General features: G+C 49.3%; 15 protein-coding genes and 1 tRNA gene. 6 read left to right on the forward strand and 10 right to left on the reverse strand.

Annotated elements, in window-relative coordinates; translation table 11 throughout:
- Positions 1-39: 39 nt before the first annotated feature.
- Positions 40-777, reverse strand: a complete 738-nt coding sequence (gene rlmB, locus MKZ32_RS10200) for a 23S rRNA (guanosine(2251)-2'-O)-methyltransferase RlmB (protein WP_239797161.1) — start codon at positions 775-777, stop codon at positions 40-42.
- On the reverse strand, positions 770-3004 hold the full coding sequence (gene rnr / locus MKZ32_RS10205; RefSeq protein WP_239797162.1) for a ribonuclease R: 2235 nt from the start codon (positions 3002-3004) through the stop codon (positions 770-772). The genes rlmB and rnr overlap by 8 nt, the downstream gene beginning before the upstream one ends.
- A gap of 61 nt (positions 3005-3065) precedes the next feature.
- Between rnr and MKZ32_RS10210 the strand changes: the two genes are divergently transcribed.
- Positions 3066-3150: transfer RNA gene (locus MKZ32_RS10210), tRNA-Leu, on the forward strand.
- Between the two features lie 548 nt (positions 3151-3698).
- Entirely contained in the window at positions 3699-5078 is a 1380-nt protein-coding gene (gene cysG, locus MKZ32_RS10215; protein WP_239797163.1) for a siroheme synthase CysG, read from the forward strand.
- A 102-nt stretch (positions 5079-5180) separates the two neighbouring features.
- Here the strand turns inward: cysG and MKZ32_RS10220 are convergent, their stop codons facing one another.
- The 5 genes from MKZ32_RS10220 to MKZ32_RS10240 form a co-directional block, all read right to left on the reverse strand.
- Positions 5181-5849: a DNA-3-methyladenine glycosylase family protein gene (locus MKZ32_RS10220; RefSeq protein WP_320412266.1), complete on the reverse strand. Its 669-nt coding sequence runs from the start codon at positions 5847-5849 to the stop codon at positions 5181-5183.
- Positions 5846-6499 (reverse strand): DNA oxidative demethylase AlkB, encoded by a 654-nt coding sequence (gene alkB / locus MKZ32_RS10225; RefSeq protein WP_239797164.1) that lies wholly within the window; start codon positions 6497-6499, stop codon positions 5846-5848. The genes MKZ32_RS10220 and alkB overlap by 4 nt, the downstream gene beginning before the upstream one ends.
- Before the next feature lie 223 nt (positions 6500-6722).
- Positions 6723-7934 carry an ammonium transporter gene (locus MKZ32_RS10230; RefSeq protein WP_239797165.1) on the reverse strand — a complete coding sequence of 404 codons (1212 nt, stop codon included), beginning with the start codon at positions 7932-7934 and terminating at the stop codon, positions 6723-6725.
- Positions 7935-8124: 190 nt separating this feature from the next.
- The gene (locus MKZ32_RS10235) at positions 8125-8673 is read right to left on the reverse strand and encodes an NUDIX domain-containing protein (RefSeq protein WP_239797166.1); all 549 of its coding nucleotides are present in this window, start codon (positions 8671-8673) and stop codon (positions 8125-8127) included.
- 47 nt (positions 8674-8720) lie between these two features.
- Positions 8721-10793, reverse strand: a complete 2073-nt coding sequence (locus MKZ32_RS10240; protein ID WP_239797167.1) for a thioredoxin domain-containing protein — start codon at positions 10791-10793, stop codon at positions 8721-8723.
- Positions 10794-11391: 598 nt separating this feature from the next.
- Between MKZ32_RS10240 and MKZ32_RS10245 the strand changes: the two genes are divergently transcribed.
- Entirely contained in the window at positions 11392-14460 is a 3069-nt protein-coding gene (locus MKZ32_RS10245) for a transglycosylase domain-containing protein (protein WP_239797168.1), read from the forward strand.
- 852 nt (positions 14461-15312) lie between these two features.
- Complete coding sequence (locus tag MKZ32_RS10250) at positions 15313-15738, forward strand: hypothetical protein (RefSeq protein WP_239797169.1); 426 nt, start codon at positions 15313-15315, stop codon at positions 15736-15738.
- Between the two features lie 88 nt (positions 15739-15826).
- Here the strand turns inward: MKZ32_RS10250 and MKZ32_RS10255 are convergent, their stop codons facing one another.
- Positions 15827-19207, reverse strand: a complete 3381-nt coding sequence (locus MKZ32_RS10255; protein WP_239797170.1) for a VanZ family protein — start codon at positions 19205-19207, stop codon at positions 15827-15829.
- A 756-nt stretch (positions 19208-19963) separates the two neighbouring features.
- Here MKZ32_RS10255 and MKZ32_RS10260 point away from each other — a divergent pair.
- Entirely contained in the window at positions 19964-21286 is a 1323-nt protein-coding gene (locus MKZ32_RS10260; RefSeq protein ID WP_239797171.1) for a carbohydrate porin, read from the forward strand.
- A 59-nt stretch (positions 21287-21345) separates the two neighbouring features.
- On the opposite strand, the gene MKZ32_RS10265 is transcribed toward MKZ32_RS10260, so the two are convergent.
- Together MKZ32_RS10265 and MKZ32_RS10270 are read right to left on the reverse strand one after the other, a co-directional pair.
- Positions 21346-22179, reverse strand: coding sequence for a substrate-binding domain-containing protein (locus tag MKZ32_RS10265; protein ID WP_239797172.1), 834 nt, complete (start codon positions 22177-22179; stop codon positions 21346-21348).
- A 55-nt stretch (positions 22180-22234) separates the two neighbouring features.
- Entirely contained in the window at positions 22235-24358 is a 2124-nt protein-coding gene (locus tag MKZ32_RS10270) for a TonB-dependent receptor (RefSeq protein WP_239797173.1), read from the reverse strand.
- A gap of 627 nt (positions 24359-24985) precedes the next feature.
- Here MKZ32_RS10270 and MKZ32_RS10275 point away from each other — a divergent pair.
- Positions 24986-25861, forward strand: a complete 876-nt coding sequence (locus MKZ32_RS10275; protein ID WP_239797174.1) for a tyrosine-type recombinase/integrase — start codon at positions 24986-24988, stop codon at positions 25859-25861.
- The last annotated feature ends 12 nt before the right edge of the window (positions 25862-25873 follow it).

The following is a 25873-nucleotide window of genomic DNA, read 5'->3' on the forward strand; positions in this document are numbered from 1 at the left end:
ATACGCTACTCTAGTTATTCCGTCCAGTTTGCTGCTAATTTACCCCATCCGTTGTCTTCTAGACTCAAACAAACACACCCCTGCGCTCACAGATACATTCAAACTTTCTACGTTGCCCAGCATCGGAATACGCACCAGCTGGTCGCAGGTTTCTTGGGTAAGCCGACGCAGGCCTTCTCCTTCCGCGCCCAGCACCCAGGCCAATGCGCCGGTATGCCGGAACCCATACAGGTCAGTTTTGGCCTCGCTATCCGCACCGACTACCCAGATATCACGCTCTTGTAGCTCGCGCAGGGTACGTGCGAGGTTGGTGACGGTAATATAGGGAACCGTTTCCGCCGCGCCGCAGGCAACCTTTTCCACGGTCGCATTCAAACCAACGGCGCGATCTTTGGGAGCGATGACGGCATGTATGCCGAAAGCATCGGCACTGCGCAAACAAGCACCCAGGTTATGCGGATCTTGTACACCATCCAGCACTAGTAACAACGCGGGTTCGGTAAGTGTGTCCAGAACATCATCCAGATGCCGCACCTTTTGCGCGGCATCTACGCGAGCGGCGACTCCTTGATGGCGAGCATTGCCAGCCATGCCATCAAGACGCTTGGTATCCACAGGGACCACGCGCACGTTGTTGCTTTCCGCCAACTTCAACAGATCACGAACACGTGGATCGCGACGTTGGGTATCTACATAAAGTTCCAGCACGCTGTCAGCGTGCTGGCGAATACGCGCAGTGACGGCATGAAAACCATGAATTACACGAGTTTCAGCCATGACGTAATTTGGTTTTTTTTGGTTTCTTAATTTTCGCTTCCTTAGCTGGCGATTCTCCAGCTGGCAGATCCAGCACAAAATCGAGCTTGGTACTTTCCATATCTACTCGCACGACTTTAACGCGCACGCGATCTCCCAAGCGATAGCGCTTACCAGAGCGCTCACCTAACATCTGGTGCTTGGCCGCATCGTAATGAAAATAATCGGTACCGAGTTCTGACACATGCACCAGCCCTTCGATGAAAAGATCATCGAGCGCAACAAACAGGCCGAAGCCAGTCACTGAAGATACGGTGCCGTCGAAGCTGCTGCCGAGATGATCCCGCATGTAGAAACACTTCAGCCACGCTTCAACATCACGTGTAGCATCGTCAGCCCGGCGCTCTGTCATAGAACAATGTATGCCAAGTTCTTCCCACTTCTCTTTTGGCTTGTATTGATTGTTATTTAACACAGCCTTAATAGCGCGGTGCACCAACAGATCGGGATAACGGCGAATAGGCGAAGTAAAGTGTGTATATGCATCATAGCCGAGACCGAAATGACCAGTGTTTTCTGGGCAATAACGCGCTTGGCGCAATGAGCGTAACATTACTGTCTGCAATAAGCCGGCATCAGGTCGCCCCTTGACCTGCTTGAGCAGCTTGGAGTAATCGCCAGCCTCAGGTTTTTCGCCCCCCCCAAGTTCCAGGCCGAATTCCTTAAAGAACTCACGCACTGCTTCCAATTTTTCAGGGGTGGGGCCTTCATGCACACGATATAGCACTGGGTGCTTACGTTCGCTGAGGAAATTGGCGGTACAAACATTGGCCGCCAACATACATTCCTCGATCAGGCGATGAGCATCGTTACGTACCAAGGGTACGATGCGCTCAATCTTGCCCTGATCGGTAAACATCATCTGAGTTTCTATGGTCTCAAAATCAATCGCACCACGTTTCTCGCGGGCTTGCAGCAAGGTCTTGAATAAAGTGTGTAAATGATTGATTTGCGGCAGCACGGCGGCAAATTTTTGCGCCATTTCGCCTTGTGGGTGAACCAGCATATCAGCTACCTGGTTGTAGGTCAGGCGAGCCTGCGAGAACATGACCGATGGATAGAAGCGGTAAGCTTCAATATCGCCGTGAGCGCTGACCTGCATATCACATACCATGCACAGGCGTTCAACAAGTGGATTAAGCGAACAAAGGCCGTTAGAAAGCTCTTCCGGCAACATTGGAATAACGCGGCGAGGGAAATATACCGAATTACCTCGATTCAAAGCTTCCTTATCCAGCGCATCCCCGGGCTTTACATAATGACTTACATCGGCAATTGCCACCACCAGACGGAAGCCATCGGCATTCGGCTCGCAATATACCGCATCGTCAAAATCCCGCGCCGTCTCCCCGTCTATAGTGACAAGCGGCAACTGACGTAAATCTTCACGTCCTGCATAATCTTCTGGCAGCACTTGGGGCGCAATTTTTTCAGCTTGATGTTTCGTGTCGACTGGAAACTCATATGGCAGATCATGCTTGCGTAACGCAATTTCAATTTCCATGCCAGGGTCGGCATAATTACCCAAAATCTGTACGATGCGGCCTATGGGTTGTGCATTTTTGCTGGGTTGCTGCATAATTTCCAGCATCACCACCTGTCCCGCCTTTGCCCCGATGTGCTCACCTGGAGCAACAAGAATATCCTGACTAATACGACGGTTTTCCGCTACCACAAACTGAATTCCATGCTCCTCATACAACCGCCCGACCAGACGCTGGGTGGCACGCTCCAACACCTCCACGATACCGGCCTCGCGGCGTCCGCGCCGATCGGTGCCCGTTTCGCGTACCACGACAGTATCGCCATGCAACGCTTTATGCATTTCCTTGGCACTCAATACCAAATCGGCGCTGCCATCATCAGGAATCAAAAAACCAAAGCCATCGGGATGGCCTTGTACCTTGCCCTTAATCAGGTCAAGTTTATCCATCACGCAGATAGCCCGCTTACGGTTACGCATTATCTGACCATCGCGCTCCATAGCGCGCAGGCGGCGCGAAAACAGTTCAGCCTCGTGCTCATCAATCCGCAACATGTGGCACAACTCTTCTTCAGCAACCGGCACGCCTTGCTTTTCCAGTAATTGCAGAATGTACTCGCGGCTGGGCAACGGATGATCGTACTGGGCACGCTCGCGTTCCAGGAATGGATCGAGCTCACGAATGTTGTTTTTCTTATTTGTCATTGACAGAAAATCCTATAACGATTAACTTGTGCGCCCTTAAGAAGCAAAGTTTTGTTTTATTGCCCAGATGGCGGAATTGGTAGACGCGCACGGTTCAGGTCCGTGTGCCGCAAGGTGTGGAGGTTCGAGTCCTCTTCTGGGCACCATAAAATAAACTGTCACTATTATTCATCCAGTTATAAAGTGCCCATCGGGGCATTTTTTCATTTATTTTCATATTAGCTAGTGTAATTGTTATTTCAGAAATTCTTCTGAGAGCTTTACAGGCATTTACATAATGCAACACCCACGCAGCATTTTTGATCAACTCAATAATTACAGCAAAATTCCCGGTAAATTGAAACAACATGTCTAAAAGTATTTTAGATACTTAAAGGTAAGGAATGGTAATTGTTTTCATAAATTTTTCGTCTGATGTGCAATACTTTGCTCGATAGATAACAATATGAAGAAGCGGGTAGCAATTAACCCGTCAGAATAAAGTATTGCAGAACAAAAAAATCCAGCGCAAGTTTCGATATACAAAAATATAAAATTCAACTAAAAGACTAAGCTACAGCTAAATTCTATTGTTATCAATGATAGCAGGAAAGCTTGATGTCTTGTGAAAAGACGCCAATTCCATTAGTAGAATGGCAAAACATTTTTTAATCGCAGAAGAATAACCATATTTTTAACAGGAACAAAGTTTGACATGGATTTTTTCCCCATTTTTCTAAATCTCAAGAAGAAAAAGTGCCTCGTTGTAGGAGGGGGTGAAGTTTCCTTTAGAAAAGCTTCCGTGCTAATTCAAGCGGGCGCATTAGTAAAGATAGTCTCGCCAGAATTGTGTGAGGCTTTTAAAAGTATTCCCAATATCGAATATGTTCCAGATCGGTTTCAAGCTGCACATCTAAATGACATTACCCTTGTCATTGCCGCCACAGATGAAATCGAGACCAACAAGGAAATTTCAAACCAAGCAAAAAAAAGAAACATACCCGTCAATGTGGTCGACAACCCCGATCTCTGCACCTTCATTATGCCCGCAATACTGGATCGCTCTCCCCTCATGGTCGCTTTTTCCACCGGAGGGGCATCCCCTGTTCTGGCGAGGATTTTAAGAGGCAAGTTAGAAACGCTGATACCGCCAGCATATGGCCAGCTAGCGGCCTTCGCCGCCAAATTCAGGCAAACAGTCAAAACACATATCAGCAATTTCAGTAAGCGTCGGATATTTTGGGAGAACGTGCTGGAAGGTCCTATTGCTGAGAAAATTTTTTCGGGCAACGACAAATCTGCCGAAACCATGCTACTGGCTATGCTGAAAGACAATAATCATGGCTCAGTCGGTGAAGTATTCCTGGTGGGCGCAGGCCCAGGCGCACCCGATTTGCTCACTTTCAGAGCGTTACGGCTGATGCTAAAGGCAGATGTGGTGCTTTATGACAACCTTGTTTCCAAACCGGTACTGGAAATGACGCGACGCGATGCAGAAAGAATATTTGTCGGCAAGATGCGCGGTCACCACACGATGCCGCAAGAAAGCATAAACGATCTATTGGTAAGACTAGCGAAAGAAGGGAAACGGGTCTTGCGACTCAAGGGGGGTGATCCCTTCATTTTCGGGCGTGGCGGAGAAGAAATCGAGACGCTATCAGAACACAAAATAAATTTCCAGGTCGTACCGGGCATCACCGCTGCCTCCGGTGTTGCAGCCTATGCCGGGATACCGCTCACACACAGGGATCATGCGCAGTCTTGTATTTTCGTAACGGGCCATCTGAAAGAGGGTGGCATGAATCTCGATTGGGAAATGTTGGCACGCCCCAATCAGACCATTGTGGTTTACATGGGCCTGCATGGTCTCGAAATCCTATGCTCCAAACTAATAGCACATGGCTTGCCGGAATCCACCCCTGCCGCCATCGTGCAACAAGGAACAACACAAAATCAGCGCGTAGTTTGCGGAACTCTGACTACATTACCAAAAATTGCAGAAGCTGCAAAACTTAAAGCTCCAACTTTAATTATCATAGGTGGCGTGGTAAAACTCAGAGAGAAACTCTGCTGGTTTGAGCCTGATAAAACTTGAAGAACGTAAACATATTACGTATATTCAACCTTAATAAAAAGTTTCACATTAATGTAATTAAAAGATAATTTATTTTCATCAATACTGTTTTAGTATGCAGAGCTATTTGGCTTTCAAGCGCTTAAACTGATCTGCTACTTGCCATAAATACCAGGCGGCGGTTGAACGATAAGGACTCCAATCTAGTCCAATTTTAAACAACTCCTTGGGCAGAGGTTGCTTGGGCAGTGACTTCATCACTCGCCAACCTTCACGCACGCCAAAATCGTCAATGGGCAAAACATCAGGACGTTCCAGTGTGAAGATAAGAAACATCTCTACCGTCCAGCGACCAATCCCGCGAAGCGAAACCAGCCGAGAGTTTAATTCTTCATCCGTCATTGCCAACGCGGCACTCCGTGCGGGCACTATCCCATCCAGAGTTTTTTCCGCAATTCCGTGAATTGTCGTAACCTTCGCAGCAGAGAAACCACAGGCGCGCATTATGTTTCCGTCGGTTGCAAGAATGCTCGTCGGTGATGGAAAGGATACGTCCGGATAGAACGCTAAAAATCGATTAAGTATTGCTTCGGCTGCCCGCGCATGGAGTTGCTGATGTGCAATTGCCCGAATCAACGCCTCATAGGGTTCACGTTCAGGTATTGACTGCAATCCACATGGGCCGACGCGAGCAATCAAGTTTGCCCAATCGGGATCTGAGGCTGCCAGATGTGCAACTGCGGGACCAAATGGATCAACCAGCGTGCTGATGGTACCTGCTACCATAGTCATAGGGCCTTCCTGAACGTCAGGTTGATGCGCTTGCCGCCGAGGATAGGATGATATCCGTCCAAGAGTGGAGCAATGCCGTGAAAATTAAACCTCGAAGGTCCACCCCAAACCGCTACATCACCATGCACAAGTTGATAGCGCTTTGGTCGAATGGTGCGACTTAATCCACCGAACAAAAACCCCGCAGGGAGGCCAAGGGATACTGAGACAATCGGGGCAGACTCGTCGCGCTCATTCTTGTCCTGATGCAAGGATAACCGAGCGCCTGGTTCGTAACAGTTAATCAAGCAGGCATCGGGCAAGAAATTCTCATACCCGGCACGCATCGCCGCCCTCCTCGCTATGTCTATGAATGTTTCAGGCAAAGCTGGCCATGGACGTCCGGTTTCTGGATCGATAACACCATAGCGATATCCGCTACGATCTGTTATCCAGCCGACCTGACCGCAATTACTCATTGCCACCGACATGCGAAAACCGCCTGGGGTAATCATGTGACGCAAAGGCGATTGAGTAACGACCTTCTCTATCGCGCTAATCAAGGCAGTATCGACATTTTTGGCAAAGCCTCGCAATAAAAATGCGCCATCATCAAGACAAACCTGTTGTAGATTGAGGTCTGGCAGACCCTCAAAAAGATCAGCATTCATATTTCTATTCTTGCCAAATATTATTATTGAGCATCATGAAAAACTTAAGGACTCTATAAACTAACGACAAAAGGCGCCAACTTTGAGTATTCCTGATGGTTTCAGCACACTCCTCAGTTTATACATAACAAGTGGCCCCACTCCCTTCTGGCTGCGTTATACCTCTTATCTTTAAGCATTGGTGCCTGACACTTACTTGCTCTTGCCTGAAACAAACCCCAAGCTACCACCCCGATTCACGTTCCGGTGTTGCCGTAATCTTGTGTATGCTTAAATCCGAACCATTGAATTCTTCTTCCGCACTCAGTCGAATACCTACGGTTTTCTTAAGGAGAACATAGACTAAAAAACCACCGCCAAATGCAATAACGACACCCAGCAGCGTACCGATTATTTGTGCCATCAAACTGACTCCGCCAAGCCCTCCCAATGCCTTTAGCCCGAAGATACCTGCTGCGATACCGCCCCATGCGCCACATAATCCATGAAGCGGCCAAACGCCAAGGACGTCATCGATTTTCCACCGGTTCTGCGTCAGAGTGAACATCCATACAAACAACCCACCCGCAATGCCGCCGGTCAATAATGCGCCAAGGGGATGCATCACGTCTGAGCCGGCGCATACAGCTACTAGCCCGGCCAGTGGACCGTTATGTACGAAACCGGGGTCGTTCTTGCCGGCAAATAGTGCAACCAGAGTGCCGCCCACCATCGCCATCAGCGAGTTAACTGCAACCAAGCCACTAATCTTGCCTATTTCTTGCGCGGACATGACATTAAAACCGAACCAGCCCACAGTGAGGGTCCATGCGCCTAGTGCAAGAAAGGGAATGCTGGAAGGGGGATGCGCCGAGACGCGCCCTTCCTTGGTGTAACGTCCGCGCCTCGCCCCGAGCAGTAAAACAGCCGCCAGTGCTATCCAGCCACCCACTGCATGCACCACAACAGAACCGGCAAAATCGTGGAACTCTGCGCCAAATTTTGTTTGCAGCCAACTCTGTATACCGAAACGATGGTTCCAGGCGATGCCTTCGAAAAAGGGATAAATAAAGCCTACCAGTAAAAAAGTGGCAGCTAACTGCGGATTGAATTTGGCACGCTCAGCCACACCACCGGAAACAATCGCGGGAATGGCAGCGGCAAAGGTAAGAAGGAAGAAAAATTTGATCAGTTCATAACCATTTTTCTGAGCCAATTGTTCAGCATCTGTGAAAAAATTGACACCGTAGGCGATGCCGTAGCCGATAAAAAAATATGCCAGCGTGGAGATGCCGAAGTCGGTGAGAATTTTCACCAATGCGTTCACCTGATTTTTTTTTCGCACTGTGCCCAATTCAAGGAATGCAAATCCTGCGTGCATCGCAAGAACCATGATAGCGCCGAGCAGAATAAACAACGCGTCACTGCCCGCTTTCAGGCTTCCAATATTTTCCATTTCTTACTCCATATGAACTAGCCCAGAGGTTATATGCAAATTTCGTTCCAGTTTGCTCGTGGCTTGATTTGCATACGTATTCCTATGGAATCGATATTCATATATGAATAGGCTCACCAATTTGGTGCATTATTACTTCATTCATGCTTCATATTGGCGCGTCAACCTGAAATATGAAGATTTCCAGCATTTAATATTTTTTCCAGCCATTTAACATCTTTTCCAGCCAGAAAATGCCAACCATGGTTTTACTGTCATTGATTTTGCCTTGTCTTATCCAATCCAGTGCATCGGAGAGCGATAGCTCAAATACTTCGAGGAACTCGCCATCGTCTAGTTGCCTACCTTGGTAGGTCAGACCTCGCGCCAGAAAATATTCCATTCGTTCATCGGCAAAACCTATACACGGCCAAGCCGTAGTCAAATGCGTCCATTGGCTGGCAATGTAACCGGTTTCTTCCAATAATTCGCGTTGCGCGGTGAGCAAAATATCTTCGCCATGATCAATTTTTCCAGCAGGTAACTCAATGAATTCGCGTTGCGGCGCATAACGAAATTGCCGTTCCATCAATAGGTCGCCATTGTCCAAAATTGCCAACACAGCCACCGCGCCGGGATGGACTATATGTTCACGCGAACCCACACTGCCATCCGGCAAGCGCACACTGTCTTTAAACACCTTGATAAAATCACCTTCATACACAGCCATCGAATCAATACGCGTTTCTTTTAAATCCATAAATACTCCTTAAATTTTATCAACGAATGCATGTCGCACGCAGGTGACTATGTATTCTGTGCATTAATACTGCCTGAACCCGTTTCGCCAGATTTGCAAACATCTATCAATTTTTGGCAATCTTCAATTACCGGCAAGCATTGCACTCCCTGGCACACCCAAGCGCTAACATCTTGTGTGTAAGGCCTCGTCAACGTTTCTGGTAGTCCAATTAGCTCGCCTTCCAAAGCCAAAATCAGGGTACCAGGCCAATAATGCTGAAATAATTGCTCGCGCCACGCTGCACTTGCTTCGGGAGTACTACGTAAAATAACAATTTGCGGCGGCATGAGATATTCTTGCAAAGTCATTAGAAGGCTAGTGAAGCTCATTGGTTGCTTTGCAAAAAACGGATAATAAAGCGTCAGGGTGCGCTCGGCGGCCTCAAGGTAGCGCTTCTCTCCCAAAATATGGCCGAGGCGCTGTAACGCGAGCGCTGCGATGCCATTACCGGAAGGCATGGCATTATCATGCTCTGGTTTCGGGCGATGGATGAGCTTTTCGTGGTCGTGGCTCGTAAAGAAAAACCCTCCCGCTTGCTGATCTTCGAATTGTTCCAGTAACACATCGGCAAGCGCGCGGGCAAATTCCAGATCAATCAGACGGAACTGCGTTTGCAGCAATTCCAGCAAGGCGTCCAGCATGAATGCATAGTCATCAAGATACGCATTCAGATGCGCTTTGCCGTCCTTGCTGGTAGCAAACAGGCGACCATTTTGCCACATCGTGGCATGGATAAAATCCACCGCCCGCTGTGCCGACAATATCCACTCTGACTCGCCCAGTCTCCTGCCGGCACGCGCCATCCCTTTAATCATAAGAGCGTTCCAGCTGACCAATATTTTTTCGTCACGTCCTGGGCGAACCCGGTTTGCGCGCGCGGCAAACAATTTTTTTTGCGCACTGGTGAGTTGCTGCGCGATTTGTTCAAGAGGCAGATGGCGCGCTTCTGCTATGGTGGTTAGCGGCTGGGCAACTATCAAATTCCAATGCCTATTTTCAAAATTAGGCGGATGATCCAGACCGTAATGAGCCGCTACAATGGCATATTCTTCAACGCTCAACAGGCTTGCGGCCTGCTCTGGCGTCCACACATAAAATTTGCCTTCCTCGTGTTCTGAATCCGCATCCAGGCTGGAATAATAACCACCTTGCGGCGACTGCATCTCACGCATGACCCAATCCGAAATTCCTTGCACCACACGCTTGAACGATGCCTCGCCCGATAGCACATACGCATCGGTATAAAGCGCCAGCAGTGGACCATTGTCATAGAGCATTTTTTCAAAATGGGGAATTTCCCAGCGTTCATCCACGCTGTAGCGGCAAAAACCGCCACCAAGCTGATCGTAGATCCCGCCATCTGCCATTTTGCGCAAAGTGTGGAGCACCATGCGATGCGCGTCGGGGTTACCGCCGCGCGTCGCATACCTTAACAAAAATTCCATTTCGGTCGGGAGCGGAAATTTAGGCGCACCGCCGAAACCACCGTGAATCGGATCAAAAGATTGTTGCAATCCGCTGAATGCCTCTTCCAATGACGTTTTATTGAAACTAACCTGGTTTTCTGCACTCGGCAGGCTAGTACCAAATAGTTGCAACAGCGACGCACTTTGTTTGGCAATGTCATCCCGACGCGTGTGGTAAAGATCAGCCACACGTTCGAGCAAAGGCACAAAACCAGGCAGATTGTAGCGCGCCTCTTTTGGAAAATAGGTACCGCCAAAAAACGGCACTTGATCGGGCATTAAAAATAAGGTGAGTGGCCAGCCACCATTACGCTGGGCCAGCATATTATGGGCAGCCTGATAAATGTGATCCAGGTCGGGGCGCTCTTCACGATCCACCTTGATATTAATGAAATATTGGTTCATCACTGCGGCGACGTCTGCATCCTCAAACGACTCGTGTGCCATGACATGGCACCAGTGGCAGGCCGAATAACCAATGGATAGCAGGATCGGTTTATTCTGTTCGCGAGCGCGCATCAGTGCTTCCTCACCCCAAGGAAACCAGTCAACTGGATTGTCGGCATGCTGCTGCAAATAGGGGCTGGTCTCTTGGGCAAGGCGGTTAGGCATATTGGGCTCAATAAAAAATACTTCGATCATGTCAGCACTGATGCTTGCCTGACGCCGGGCTTACCGTTATACAACATTACCGTCACCATCACTACGGGATGAGCAATACTGACTTTGCGTCTTAAAAAGCGCACATTGTCTCTTTAACTATCCAGTTCGAAGGAATGAATGCCGCAGTATTAACAATTCCGCATCTATAAAATTCAGGACACCTCCGCTAAAAGTATTTTTTTCAACGTGAACACAGTCGAACGCTTCACGATATTTTATTGGATCAGCTATACTTAAAAAAGTGATATTTACGCTTCTCAGGCACCACTAGAATCCGCTTCCCGCCCATTATTGGGTTAACAAAATCTTGTTTATATAGGCAGATAAATGCAGCACCTTGAAATTATTCCCATGACTTACCTGCCGGCAAACTTTAAATTTTCAAAGGCACCTTCTGGATTTGAATCCGTCTAAATTATTTGATGCAATTTTCGTTTAAATCCACCCATCTATTTTTCCAAGAAGAACTCAAAAAGTACTTCTCAATCATTCTGGTAGCTCCATCATAAAGCGCACGCTCAAACTTTTTACCCTGGCTGTTCTTATCTTGTTTCTTATTGCACTGGCCCTTACCGCTTTCTTTATTTATCGAGAAACAGAAACCTCTGCATACCAGGCGCGCCGTCTTGCAAAACTGGGCAATGATCTTCGCTGGGAGGTGAAAAGTGGTCCAAATGGTGGTTTACATTTACCCCAGGCGGGGCCATACGATATGCGCCTTGGATATAGTCGATTGCCAGAGTTTCTTCAGAGTCTGACCGATCGCGGCTTCCATGTGCATGCTCAGGCAAGAATTTCCTCGCGTATGAAGAAACTCGTTGAACAGGGACTATTCGTCCCCTACCGGGAAAAATCGCAGACCGGTCTCGCAATTGTCGACGGCAACGGTCAGCCACTTTACCGTGCTGTTTTCCCAACTCGCGTTTATGAAAACTTTGAATCGGTTCCGCCATTGGTAACAAACAGCCTACTATTTATCGAGAATCGTGAGCTATTGGACCCGGCCCAACCCAGAAAAAATCCGGCCATCGAGTGGACCCGGCTTGGAAAGGCAGTGCTCGACAAGACTATTCAGTTCGTTCGACCTGAACACGACGTACCGGGCGGTAGCACACTTGCAACTCAAATTGAGAAATACCGGCATTCTCCCCACGGGATGACCCTCAGCCCCAATGACAAGATACAACAAATCGCCTCGGCCTCTGTGCGCGCTTATCTGGATGGGGAGGAAACAATGCCTGCCCGCAAGCGTATCGTAGTAGATTATCTTAATACGGTTCCACTTGCCGCTGCCGCGGGCTTCGGAGAAGCCAACGGACTGGGAGACGGTTTGTGGGCATGGTACGGCCTGAATTTCGAACGTACTAATCGCATCCTGAAAACCGGGTCTGCAAGCAGTACGGACCTTGCCGAGACGGCACGTTACTATAAACATGTGCTAAGTCTCATGATCGCCCAGCGCAGGCCTTCCAGTTACTTGATTAGCGAACGCAAAGCGCTAAATGAACTTACCAATAGCCACTTGCGCGTGCTGGCGCAGGCCGGCGTAATATCACCCAAACTCAGTGAGGCTGCGATAAACGTACCGCTACGCTTCCGCTATGCCGCTGTGCCAGAAGAAACCAGGAATTTCTCTGCTTCAAAGGCTGCTAATGCGGTACGGGTGCATCTTGCTTCTCAACTGGGGTTACAGCGTCTGTATGAGCTGGATCGTCTGGATTTATCGGTGCAAAGCACGCTCGACGGCGAGTTGCAAAAAAAGACTACCGATATCTTGCGTCAGCTCAAAAATCCGGAATATGCGCGCGCTGCGGGACTATATGGCAATCGCCTGCTGGGCGAAGCGGATCCGGGCAAAATAATTTACAGTTTCACGCTTTCCGAGCTGACACCGCAGGGTGCAAAATTTCGAATTCAGGCTGACAACTTCGATCAACCCTTAGACATCAATAAAGGCACTAAGCTGGATCTTGGATCCACAGCAAAACTAAGGACATTGGTAACTTATCTTGAAATTGTCGAAGCACTGCATCGAAAATATGCTGCACTTGAACCAGAGACGTTACATAAAGAAGTGAGCGATCCTAACGATGTCCTAAGTCGCTGGGCGATCGAATATCTACTACAAAGCACGGACAAAAGTTTGGCAGCCATGCTGGGAGCTGCCCTGGAACGCAAATATTCTGCTAACCCTTTTGAACAATTCTTTACCGGTGGTGGAGCGCATTATTTCCAAAATTTCAAACATGAAGACGACAGCAGGATACTGAGTGTGCGCGAAGCGACGCTCAATTCCGTCAACCTCGTTTACATCCGCCTTATGCGCGATATCGTGCGCTACCATATGCTTCATATCAAGGGTTCGTCTGCCAAGATACTCAAGGATGCTGACCACCCTGGTCGCGAGGCATACCTCAGGCGATTTGCGGACAAGGAAGGCACGGAATTCATCAACCGTTTTTATCTTAAGTACAAGGGTAAAACGGCAAGCGAGATTGACGAGATATTTTTTTCCAGCTTTCGGCACACGCCGCGCCGACTTGCCGCCGCTTACCGCTATATTCATCCTGAGGCTACGCCCGCTCAGTTCAATAAATTCATGACATCGCGTCTGCCTGGCCTCCAGGGGCCGGATGAGCGCGTTCTCCATGACCAGTATCAGCGCTATGCGCCAGGCAAATACTCACTGGCGGACCAGGGTTATATCGTAGCCGCACACCCCTTGGAATTATGGCTCGTGCACTATTTAAGTAGCCACCCAAATGCGAAATTTAAGGACGTGATCAAAGCCAGCAGCGCAGAGCGTATAGCTGTCTATCGCTGGCTATTCAAGACCATCCACAAGAATGCACAGGACATCCGAATCCGCAGCCTGCTGGAACTGGAAGCCTTTCTGGAGATTCACCGCAGTTGGAAACGCCTCGGCTATTCTTTCGATGCCCTTGTACCATCACTAGCCACGGCAATAGGCAGTTCCGCTGACCGACCTGCCGCACTCGCCGAACTGATGGGCATTATCTTGAATAATGGCGTTCGAATTCCCACGATGCTTATCGAACGTCTGCACTTTGCAGCGGGCACGCCCTTTGAAACCATTGTGGAACGTATCCCTATCCAAGGTGAAAAAATGTTCTCACCCGACCTAGCCGCTGTAGTGCGTGACGTATTAACCAGAGTAGTGGAAAAAGGCACCGCATCGCGACTCGCCCACTCAATTGTGAAAGAAGATGGTACCTGGATCCCGATCGGCGGCAAAACTGGAACCGGTGATCATCGTTATGTCACTTTTTCCTCGGCCGGTGTTATCAAAGAATCCCATGCGGTAAACCGCTCCGCCACTTTTGTGTTCTTCATCGGGGATCGATTCTTCGGAACGCTGACTGCATTTGTGCCAGGCGCGGACGCAGCTAACTATCAATTTACTTCAGCACTCTCTACGCAAGTTTTGAAATACCTCTTGCCTACTTTGAAACCGCTCACTGATAAGGCTCAACCTCTGCCCGAACAAACCTCATCGAAACCAATCGTCAAGCCCAGCTCGGCAAAAGAAAAGGGGGTAGATGAGGCTGTTAATTCCAGCCAACAGCCCGCTTTGGTAGACGATCAGCTACCTTGATGGGTGAAGCTGGCTCGAAATTAATTAATTGCTGGACATCGTGACGCGTTAGAGGTGGCTTTGTAATCTATGTTCTCCTGAACAAACCCCAGGTATTGGACGAAGCAAACGCGAAAGCCGCCGCGGAGCCGGACCTAGGGCAATTAATCGGCACAACGTCATATTTTTCCTATCAATTTTATTACCAACAGAAAATCGAATTTGTTGAGAAAAATTCAAGCCGAAAGGCTTAACAAATATGCGCTAGGCAACGCTCCGACAACACCAAAATCAACGCGATTGCAAACAGCAGCGATACTTAAACAAGACTATTCGGTCGCCAGCAGATGTCTATATTTGCCTACTCGATTTCAAGTTTTGCAAATGCTTCTATTATGGTGATACTTGAATTGCAACGATTTGGATATGCGAACTGGCCACTTCCTTACGTCCGTTAGCCTACTCTGTGTTACGGTGATAACGCAGAATCTGGCTGTAGCTGTTGGTGCCGCTGTCACTGTTACGTTTAGCATTACACCAAATATAACGTGCTCTCGCTATCGAATTTCAGGCATTTATTGCCACATTTGCTTTGAGTGCCTCCTTGGAATTATCCTGTCGCTCGCATGGGCTGTAGGTTCAGTAATCCTGCCATGAGACGAACATTGTTGAATTGGACGAGGGCTTGTCGGAAATATTTACGCTTGCAGTTCCGGTAAATTTTTGTTATTCAATATCTATTTGATTAACAATGAAAAAATATAATTGGCGTGAAAATTGCTGAATTTGATGTCGTTCATCAACTTGCCAATAGTGCATATTTCTAAGCAATAAATTAAGATCAACATTATTCATCTAAAAGGAGATACGGTTATGAAGCGTCTTATGGTTACAAGCATCGTCTTGTTCGCAGGAATTTCTGGGAAAGCAATGGCACTAGACTGTCAAGGTAACAGCCAATTGAAAGATCCTGCCCTTATTGCTGACGCTATTTCTAATAAAACAGTGTGTGCCATGTTAGGAAGCCAAAAATGGCAGGAATTCCATGGTGCCGGGGGGAGTCTTATCGACTACAAGAAGGGACCGACTGATCCCATGGAGAAGACCAAACAAGTAGGCACCTGGAGCACCAGCGGGAATGGGGGCAATAGCAAAGTAACATATAACTACGGGACCGGAGGGTCGCCGTCCTATAAAGTTCATCTTAAGGGCGGCACCTACACGTTCTGTGGTATTGGCGGCGCCCCCACCGTGGACGTGACCTTGCTTTCAGGTCAAGTCTCATGCGGGTTTAAATAAGGATGCAATGCCGCATCAGTAACACTCGTTCACCTCTATCCAAACTGACCATAAATACGCTAGGAGCGGGCTGACGGAGCAAGGTTTTTCAGGAAGCCGGGGGGTTCATCCTGGCCCCCCAGCAGAATCGGATAAGCAGCAAGAATAGAAGGATGAGGCGCGGACTGTCCACCAGGCTGTCTAGAGTGCCGATTACGAGGAAGCCGATGCTGGATGCCAGCATCGCACCAGCTATCGCGTCGCCGCGCCAAGTATCGCGGCCAGCGCGCCATAAGCCGACCACGACGAAAAAGGTCAGGGCGACCAAACCCAACCACCCTTGGTCAAACAGGACTTGAATTGGCAGGCTCCAGATATGCCATGGCCTATCGTTGTCAACGGTAAAGAACCACCGGTCCAATCCCATCGAAAATTCTCCATTGCCAAGCAGGTTACCCCCGTCCATTGACTGCACGCGCACGTTGTCCACATCTACCACGGCATGTGCATTGGAATTGTAGATAGACAGCTTGACGGGACGGGATGCATACCAGCGGCCGCTTCCCACATCGCCCGATTGCAGACGCGTCTGGACTGATTGCCATCGTCCGTTTCCTGTAACATCAATGGACTTGAGGGTGCAGCGCGCTGAGGTGAGTAGCCACTTTTCGCAGATTGACACAGAGACTTGAGTGTTAGGCTGATCGCTGCGGGCGTTCAGGCTGAGCAAATAATCACGCTGTGGTTCAATCGTGACGAACTGCTCTACGTAAAGTGGACTACCCGTTCCCAGTCGCAGGAACGTGTTGCCAGTTTCGGAACCTAGCCGATAAGTGGCTGCTCGGTTTTCTTCGCTACGCCAAGAATGAGTTTCCGGGTAACGGCCAATTCCCATCCCGAACAGTGCTGTGGGCCAGCCCGGATCCCGCATCTGCAAAGCATCGGCCCAATGGGCTAAACGTACTTCCAGATCAACTCCAGCCTGAGACATACGAGTCTGCGTGAACGGACCTTTGAAGATCGGTACCGCCACTGCGAGAGCCAAAATCACAAGTACGAAAGCCGCCATGCCGCGCTTAAAAAAACTCGTTCGCACCCGATTGTCTGATTTTGCCATAGCCATCAGCAGGGCGAGTGCCATAGCGATACCGAAGGCAACGTAGCCAATACGCGAGAAAGTGACCATCACTCCATAGGTGGCGCCAACCAGCAACGCTGTACCGGTCAGCCTTGTTACCCAGCTCCGTCTTTCAAACAGCAGCACCACCAGGAATGGTGTCGATAGCGTAAGGAAAGATTCGATATCAGCCCCGCCGGTATGCATCTGGGAGAAAGGCCCTGTCACCCGGTAAACGTCGGTGAAATTGAATAATCCAGGAAACACGAAACGCTCCCAGGCCAACATCACAATCGTACCGGCCAAGCCGGCCACCATACCTCGCGCGAAAAGGCCGCGAACATCCTGCCCGATGGACGCCAGTCGTCCGAGCAGGCCATATATAAGGAATGCCCATAATGCACCCTTTGCAATGCGGAGCGCGTTATAGGGACTGTAGTAATTTGTGAATGAGTTTGCCTCTAGCGTTTGCCATGGCAGCAAGGCGCAGAGGATGCCAATCGCATAGGAAAGACCCAGTAAAGCAGCGAGGGAAAGAAACAGCAGGTCGCGTGGTGAATGACGACGCGCGGGCGGTAATCGGACATAACCGACGGTGACGCTGGTCAATAGAAGAAAATCAAACTCGTCAAAATAAAAGCGTCCACTCCAAGGCGCGAGGTCGAAAAACGCTAGAGCAGCTGGAACAACAATGAATATCAACTGTGGCCGGTACCAGAGCAGAACCGCATACCCAGCGAAAAGCGCAGCGAGGAGAGCTGGCTGGCTAGGAAAGGTCGCGACACCCCAGCCGACACTCGCCAAGCCCGCAATCAGGACGGCGTAACCTATAAGAGATGGCCTTTTGAGCATGATAAGCGGCACGGCCGACACTGTCGTGTCCGACATTTTGTTATTTATTGCTGGCGCCTTGGCCTTGGGAGCTTCCGTTTCACTAACATAGGGACGGCTGCGCATGGGGTAAGTTGATGCCGCAGTCATCGGCGAGTCAATGTGCTTCGAGATCTCTGCAGATATAGTAGGGGCAGACGCAAGCCGATTGACCAGTTTCGCTGTTGCCCAAGCAGAAAACCCAGCGAGGAGAATATTGGTGGGGTCGGGGTGGAGAGTCTCAAGGTATAACTTGCTCGTTTCCATGAATCCAGCTAACAACATTGCCATTAACATCGCTAGCCCGGGAGGATTCCAGGATGCCCAAGCCAGAATTCCAATGGGCGCATACAATAGGCATATGGATGTCAAACTTAACAGGGCGACCTGTTCCGTAGAGTAGTAATGATAATAAAACGGAAGAAAATGAATGTCATTTAAGATGCTCATGGCGAAGTCGTTGCCTATCCAGCGATGCTCGAACCAGCCATTTACCGCAGTCAGGGCAATCAGATAAAGGATACCCATGGGTAGACCGAATCGCCTGAATTCAGACGCCAGTCGTGATAAGTGCAACCGTGTACGATGGCGCCAAAACAGTGCGCCCAGACAAATTCCCGTCGCACGTGTAAACACGGAAAGACCCTGGCTAATGCCGGACACAATGAAAAATTGGGCAATCTCAATAATTAGTCCAAGGACCGCGCCAACGACAAATGCACGGGTAAAAGACCACGGGCGCCCCCTAATTGTCAGTTGGCAGAGTATCAAACCCAAGGGTACGACGGCCAAGGTTTCTGCAAACAGCTTAGCAAGAGGAAGCGCGATGTTGCCACGTACGGACTCCGATGCTACCAGCCATCCCCAGCCATCCGAGTGAAGCTTCCATTCGAGTTCAGGCACTGATACCAAGAAATCGTAGGGAAATAGGCTGAACGCAACATAGCCAATAGCATATGCTTTCAGCAGATGGGCAACCAAGCGATCCGGATTTCCCATAAGCGTGGAGAGGAACGACATGAATCGATCTGGCCAACGCACTGCAAAAACAGCTCCCAGAATGCTGCCGAGAAACTCAGCAATTACATCGTTGATGGATACCGTTCGGGGCGGGAAAAATAGTTGCGCAAATTCAACTGTTACGGCCAAAGTGAACGAAAACAGAAGCGAACCGATAAATGCCAAGACAAGTGTGCGATGCGTCTTGAAACGCGTAAATAGGGTGACGGTGAGGAAACCAACGGGTACGTAGAGCACGCCATTCGCGACCCAGTCGGCACGTCCTTGGGTTCCGACGTTGAGTAGACTGATATGCTGAAACATTTCCCATGCCTGATCCCAGGGTCGTGGATGAAAATCCAGAGGTACCAAGCTACCGTATATCACAAACAGGGTGTATACAATGGCAAGAGCCAGTATAGAAAAACGAGCGGAGGAAATGCTGAGCGAGTCACCACCCGACTTTTGCTGGAGATATTTCGGAGTTGCATGCAAGTCAGGCATAAATTAATTTTTATATTTGGTGACGTTGTAATTTCAAGGTCTTTGATCGTTAAGCATAACCATCAAGATGGGTACTCACACTGGTGCGCGCGTCTATAACGATATCCTGTCGTTGCCTGCAGTTGAAATCGTGATCCCAATCTGCTAACGAATACATATAAGCATCTATCTGCCGCCCTTCCCAAACTTGTTAAACCCGCGATCTTATTGGCGGTGGTGAACCTCGTTGGACTAAACCTTGGAGAACCGAACCTATGGGGATTGTAAGGTTTTGAAGTGTGGCGTCAACCAACCCATCTTTAACTCCCCCCAAAGAACCATCTTTCCTAATCATGCAATTAGCGCGTACTGATATTTTTACAAGCGTATTTGCTCGTTATTTTCGTCAGCCAACCAGTTTTTTGATTCCTCCGAGTGCAGGGTTTATCCCCAGTGCTTGATAAATTGCCAGCAACACGGCTTCCGCAAATGTACTTTTGCGGACATGTATTATTAGACCATCCGTGCACCGCAAGCTGAAAGTTCACAGGGAGGGTTAAATCATCTCCTTAAAGACTACCTGTAAAGCACCTCTCTTCCATTTATCGAATCCGTCGAAAATCAGTTTGTTGTAAACTAAAAGCATCCGCAATTCATTTCGATCCCCTGCAGGTCTTTTGGCAGGATGAAAATCGAGATGTCAGGATTGTTCGGCTTTCCTGAATTTTTTAAATGAATCAAGTTGGCAGTTTTATAAACTGCCAACGGAGTAGCGTTATGGACATTCATCGTACGATCCCTCATTGGCTACTGGCTTGTATTGCGACTCACTTCGGGCTTTCTCTCGCCTATGGGGTAGAGGAAAGTTGGAACGCCAAGTTCCAGACTACCTACGTCTGGCAGAGCAAAGCGCCATTCAATGCCGCCTACAGCGGACGCAACAGCCTCTCTACGGAGCGGGAAAAAAGCTATTCCTTCACCGGAACCGCCTTCCTCGGCATGCGGCCATGGGCGGGAGGCGAGTTGTATTTCAACCCGGAAGTGGTTCAAGGCGTCCCGCTCTCCAACCTCACGGGACTGGGCGGATTAACCAATGGCGAAATCGCCCGCACCTCTGGGCCCAAGCCAAAACTTTACATGGCACGGGCCTTCTTGCGCCAAAGCTGGGGATTGGGTGAGATACAAGATGCAGTTGATTCTGGTGCCAATCAACTGGCCGGGAAAGTTCACCAGCGCCTAATAGCCCTCACCGTGGGCAAACTTTCGGTAACGGATCTATTCGACAACAACGTTTACAGCCACGATCCGCGGACCCAGTTTATCAACTGGTCTCTCATGACCGCGGGCGCTTACGACTATGCAGCCGATGCGCGTGGTTATTCCTGGGGCGCCGCGCTGGAATATTATTACGACGACTGGGCCATACGCGCTGGCCGCTTCATCCAGCCTAAAGTGCCTAACCAGCTCGTCCTGGATCCGAATATATTCAGTCACTACGGCGATCAGATCGAAGTGGGGCATGGGCATGTGCTTATCGGTCAACCGGGCAAGATACGTCTGCTGGCCTTCCGCAACCGCACCTTGATGTCACGCTTCCAGGATGCGTTGGATTACGCCACGCTCAACGGCGGCGTGCCGAATATCAACAATGTGCGTAACGGTGAACAGATAAAATACGGCTTTGGCCTCAATCTGGAACAACAGCTAATCCAAAATGTGGGTATGTTCGGCCGCGCCAGTTGGGCAGACGGTAAAACAGAAACCTACGCCTTTACCGAAATAGACAATTCACTTGCTGCAGGGGCAGTCGTCCAAGGCAGTGCCTGGGGTCGTATTCAGGACAGCATGGGCATCGCACTCGTGCAAAATGGACTGTCGCGTCAACGACGCGACTACTTGGCCGCCGGCGGCATCAGTTTCTTCATTGGCGACGGCGCTCTCAAATACCGACGGGAAAATATTCTCGAAACCTACTACAGTCTTGGCGCTATCAAAAACACCTGGCTTACACTGGACTACCAACACATCCGCAATCCCGCGTACAACACCGACCGTGGGCCGGTTTCCATCGGTGCTGTTCGATTGCGTGGGGTGTTTTAAGGCTAGCAGCCTATCGGATTTTTCTTGCAAACCCACTCTAATCATCATGATCGAAATAGCTAAGGATTAGGTTTAGCTTCCGCTACAGTGGTAAATCCGTATTGACTGATGATGCCCTGAGCTTGCGGGCTCATAATGAATAAAGCAAAACGATAAGCAGCATCATGGCTTGCAGCGGTTGAGGTCAGCACCGATAAACCATAATCTGCCCTAATGGCAGCTTCCGCAGGTAATTCAATCATAGTAAAGGCAGGGTCTGGGGTAGTTTGACGCGAACTGCAATACCCAATTGAGATATCAATTTTATGCTGTTCAAAAAAATAGAGCGGAGCGGTTTTTCCTGCGGGTACGGGCGGATTTGTCTTGCCTCCACCTAATTGCTGCGCTTTAGCCTGCAATATGGCCTCAGCACTTGGCCGCACCTTATCTATTTTGGAAAACATCATCCAAGTGTAATCTCCGCCGGGATCAGATTTAGGAGTTGATGTTCCTAGCCCGACTTTTGGATCCAGTAGCCGATCCACAAAATTTTCCTTGGTCAGGCCGAATTCTGGCAGAGCTTTTGCGCACAATCGATTACGTGCCATCACTACAGGGGGCGTTGCCAAGCCTTTATCCGCCAGCTTTTGCGGGTGCGCCATATTGGCGGAAGCAAATATATCTGCTGGCTCACCCTGCTCTATGCGCTCCAATAACAACCCAGCCGGGCCAAAATCAGCTTGCACGGCTTCGCCGGTTTTTTCCTGATAGGCCTTAATGACAGCAGTCAGGGCACCAGTAAGGCTACCTGCTGCCAGCACCTTAATTGGCGGGGCTGCCAAGACATGGGGTGAGACTATTGCCAACCAGGAAAGCATAGCCAAGGTAAAGTGAAAGCTTTTAAGTTTTAGCATAAGTAACCTTCGCAATGTAATTTAATGATGTAATTTAATATCGACTTCACCTGAATCAGAAATCTATCTGTAATGAGGCACGCAGGGTGCGCGGCGCGCCTAAAGTGCCGGTACCATTGCCGGTTGCGCTAAAACCGTTTTGGCCATTGGGCGTAATATTGGCCCAGTAGCGCTCATTGGCGAGATTATAAAGAGTCAGGTTCCAGCTCGCTGCTTTGCCCATTATTTGGCTGTAATAACGTGCGCCCACATCTACTGTCGTAAAACCCGCCACCGAATAAGTGTTGGTATGATTTCCTGGGCGGCTTGTCGCATTCGCAATATGTAGATTGACCGATAGGCCGGGCGCCGCCGCAATGCGATAATCAAGCAATACACTGCTTACTACCTTGGATAAACCCAGAATCTGCTTGCCTTCAGTGGCAGCAGTTAGTGTATTTTCAAGACGTGGATCAAGGAAAGTTACGCCACTGTATATCGTCAGGTCTCGGGTTAAGGTACCGTTAGCGGTTAATTCCAGGCCATTATTTATCTGGTCGCCTTGCACCCTGAATACGCCATCTGCTCCAATATAGGGATAAGGTCGCTCAACGCGGAAGAGTGCCGCAGTCAAATTCATTTTCGCAATACTGACTTTATAGCCTAATTCCCACTGCTTGCTACGATACGGCGCCAATATCGCTTGCGGATTATTGGGCACTGGATCTGCCTGCTGCAGGCTGTCCGCATAAGACCCATACACCGTCATATTGCTTTGCGGCTTATAAGAAAGGATGGCGTTGGTACTAATGCCATCCTTGTCATAGCGGCTGGTGTCCACGCCAGCTTTGTTATTGCTGCGTGCTGTGATCCAGCTTTGGCTGGCAATCAGCGTTGCTGACCATTGCTTATTGAAGCTAATGGTATCGCCTATGTTGAGAGACTGCTGGCGCGTGGTCTGGGATTTATAACGATCTTTGAAATCTGGAAATACTGGCTCATTGAAAATAACAGGATTATCCAGGCTGGCGCTTCCAAGAGTAATTGCACCTATCTTGTTGGGTGTATAGCGATCCCAAGTAAATCCAGTGCTGGAAAATATCAGATCATGCGTCCAATCTCCGGTTTTAGCATGACCATTGAGCGCGATCGTATTACTGAGAATACGATCCAGACTGAAAGTCGTCGTAGCGGCTGTCGTAGTGTAGCTCCCTGCATTATTTGTCAGTGTATTGGTGGGTACGGTCGAAGCACGATCACTATCTTGTTGCAACAAGCCCGCCGATATTTGCCAGTCAGCGTTAAAACTATGCTTAAGTTTACCGCTGAAAGTTTTCGTAATATTGTTATCACCGCCAAAAGGCTGGCCATAACCCACCCGCGTGGGATCAGGCGCTGAAGGAAAACGCACATTGTCGTTCTGCAAGCTAAAAGTTCCGGGAAAACCCATGCTGAGGTAATGGTAGCGACTGGCATTCAGCTCCAATTTGGTGACATCGGTAAAATTGACATCCACTGCCAGACTCACCAGCTTACGTTCAAGCCGACTACGGTCAACGTAACCCTCGCCGGTATCATTCAATAAATTAAGGCGGTAACCAAACACTTTTCCCTTATCCACATAACCGCCCAAATCGACACTGCCCAGAGCCGCGCTCTGCGTGCCATAGCCCACACCGATCCGCCTCCGAGGCTCATCAGTCGGACGCTTTATTACATAATTGAAGGTACCAGCCGGATTAGAAGGCCCATAGATCGCTCCTGCCAACCCATTCAACACTTCGATGCGCTCAAACTGCTCAATGGGATAATCGGTAGTGGCTGCGATATTCATACCGTCGATGCGTGTATTCTGTACCACGCCAGCTTGCAGGCCACGCGTTTGCGGCCGAATATTCTCGCCCTGAACGGATGGCAAATAACGAAAAGCTTCACGCACGCTTTTAAACTGCTGGTTTCGCATCAGCTCCGCGGGAATCACATCGATCGCATAAGGAGTATCCAACAACGATTTTTCACTTAAGGGGCCAATTTTTACTTTGTCTGTGCGGTAATCCGAATCAACTTTTTTTCCGCTGACTTTAATTTCACCCAAGAAAGCTGGGTCTTCTTCCGCTAAAACCGTGACAGATAAACCCATATTAGTAGAAAGAACGGCCAGAAAAATAATCCGTCGAGAAGAAAAAAGCTTGTTTGGCATATAGGCTCGCGATGAGAAATGATGGGGAATTTACCCAAATCCAGCCTACAGATCAGGAATCGTTATATTTTAATGTATATAACGATTATTAACCAATCAATTCTGACAGTCACAAATTCTGAAGCCGGATTTCTGGAATTAAAAACCAAAGTTCCTACTAAAAAATCTGAAATTAAATTTCAGAATCAATCATTATGCAAAACATAATTAAGCTAAATAAAATGAAACCCACCATTGCAATGGGCGGATGAACAATACATTACCAACGTGCCGATACAGTGGGCAGTACATACGTTTCAGTGTTAATTTGGCTAAACGGCGCTCCAATGTATTGGAGTGGCACATTGATGACTTTCTCTCCCTGAGAGGAGCTCCAAACGTGATGGAATTTTCTATAGTCTCGGCATGGCCGTGACAGTAGGCGTCAAGATCGACAGCGACGTGGAGACCGTTCGCGCGTAACTTACGTCTTCAGAGCAGCGAAGGACGGCTCAAAGCCCAAGGACTAAACCGCTCGCGCGGTAATTGGCGCTCCGATTTAGCGCTTGTGGGTAGTTGACAGAAGCGCACCGCTGCTTATGTTGAGAAGTGAGGCAATCCGCCTCATTTTTCGATAGGAGCAGCATCATGAACTCAACGACACACCCCCTCAGTCCGTTGCGTCAACGCTTTCTTGACGACATGCGGATGCGCAAACTTGCCGCCAAGACCCAGAGCGGTTACCTCCGCGCGGTCAGCCGGTTTTATGACTGGCTGAAACGTTCGCCGGATACCGCAACGGCCGAAGACTTACGGCGTTATCAGATGTACTTGGTCGATCACGGCATGTCGTCGATCTCACTCAACATCACGATAACCGGATTGAAGTTCTTCTTCAATAGCACCCTTGATCAGCCCGAGTTAATGAGGCACATGCATCCGGTGCGCGAGCCGCGCAAGATTCCAATTGTCTTGAGTCAGGAAGAAGTCGCGCGCCTGATCGGCTGTGCCGGAAACCTCAAGAACCAAACGGCATTGTCAGTTGCCTACGGCGCGGGACTGCGCGTCAGCGAGGTCGCTGCGCTCAAAGTCAGTGATGTCGATAGCGAACGCATGACCCTGCGCATTGAACAGGGCAAAGGCAGCAAGGATCGCTACGCGATGCTCTCCCCCGTCCTGCTGGAGAGCCTGCGGACTTGGTGGCGCGCTGCTCGTGCCTCAGGTTGGATGCTCAATGGGGGCTGGTTGTTTCCGGGCCAGGATCCCGCTGACCCGATCAGCACCCGTCAGCTCAACCGAGTCATCCATGAGGCGGCCAAGGTCGCCCAGATCGACAAACGCGTCTCGATGCACACCCTGCGTCACAGCTTCGCTACTCACTTGTTGGAACAGAAGGTGGATATTCGGGTGATTCAGGTTTTGCTGGGGCATAAAAAACTGGAGACGACAGCACTCTATACGCAAGTGGCGACCAAGATTCTGCGCGAAGTGGTCAGTCCGTTGGATAGCCTGAATTCCATGTAGACACCGTGTAAC

The organism is Candidatus Nitrotoga arctica, assembly GCF_918378365.1.
Classification (GTDB): domain Bacteria; phylum Pseudomonadota; class Gammaproteobacteria; order Burkholderiales; family Gallionellaceae; genus Nitrotoga; species Nitrotoga arctica.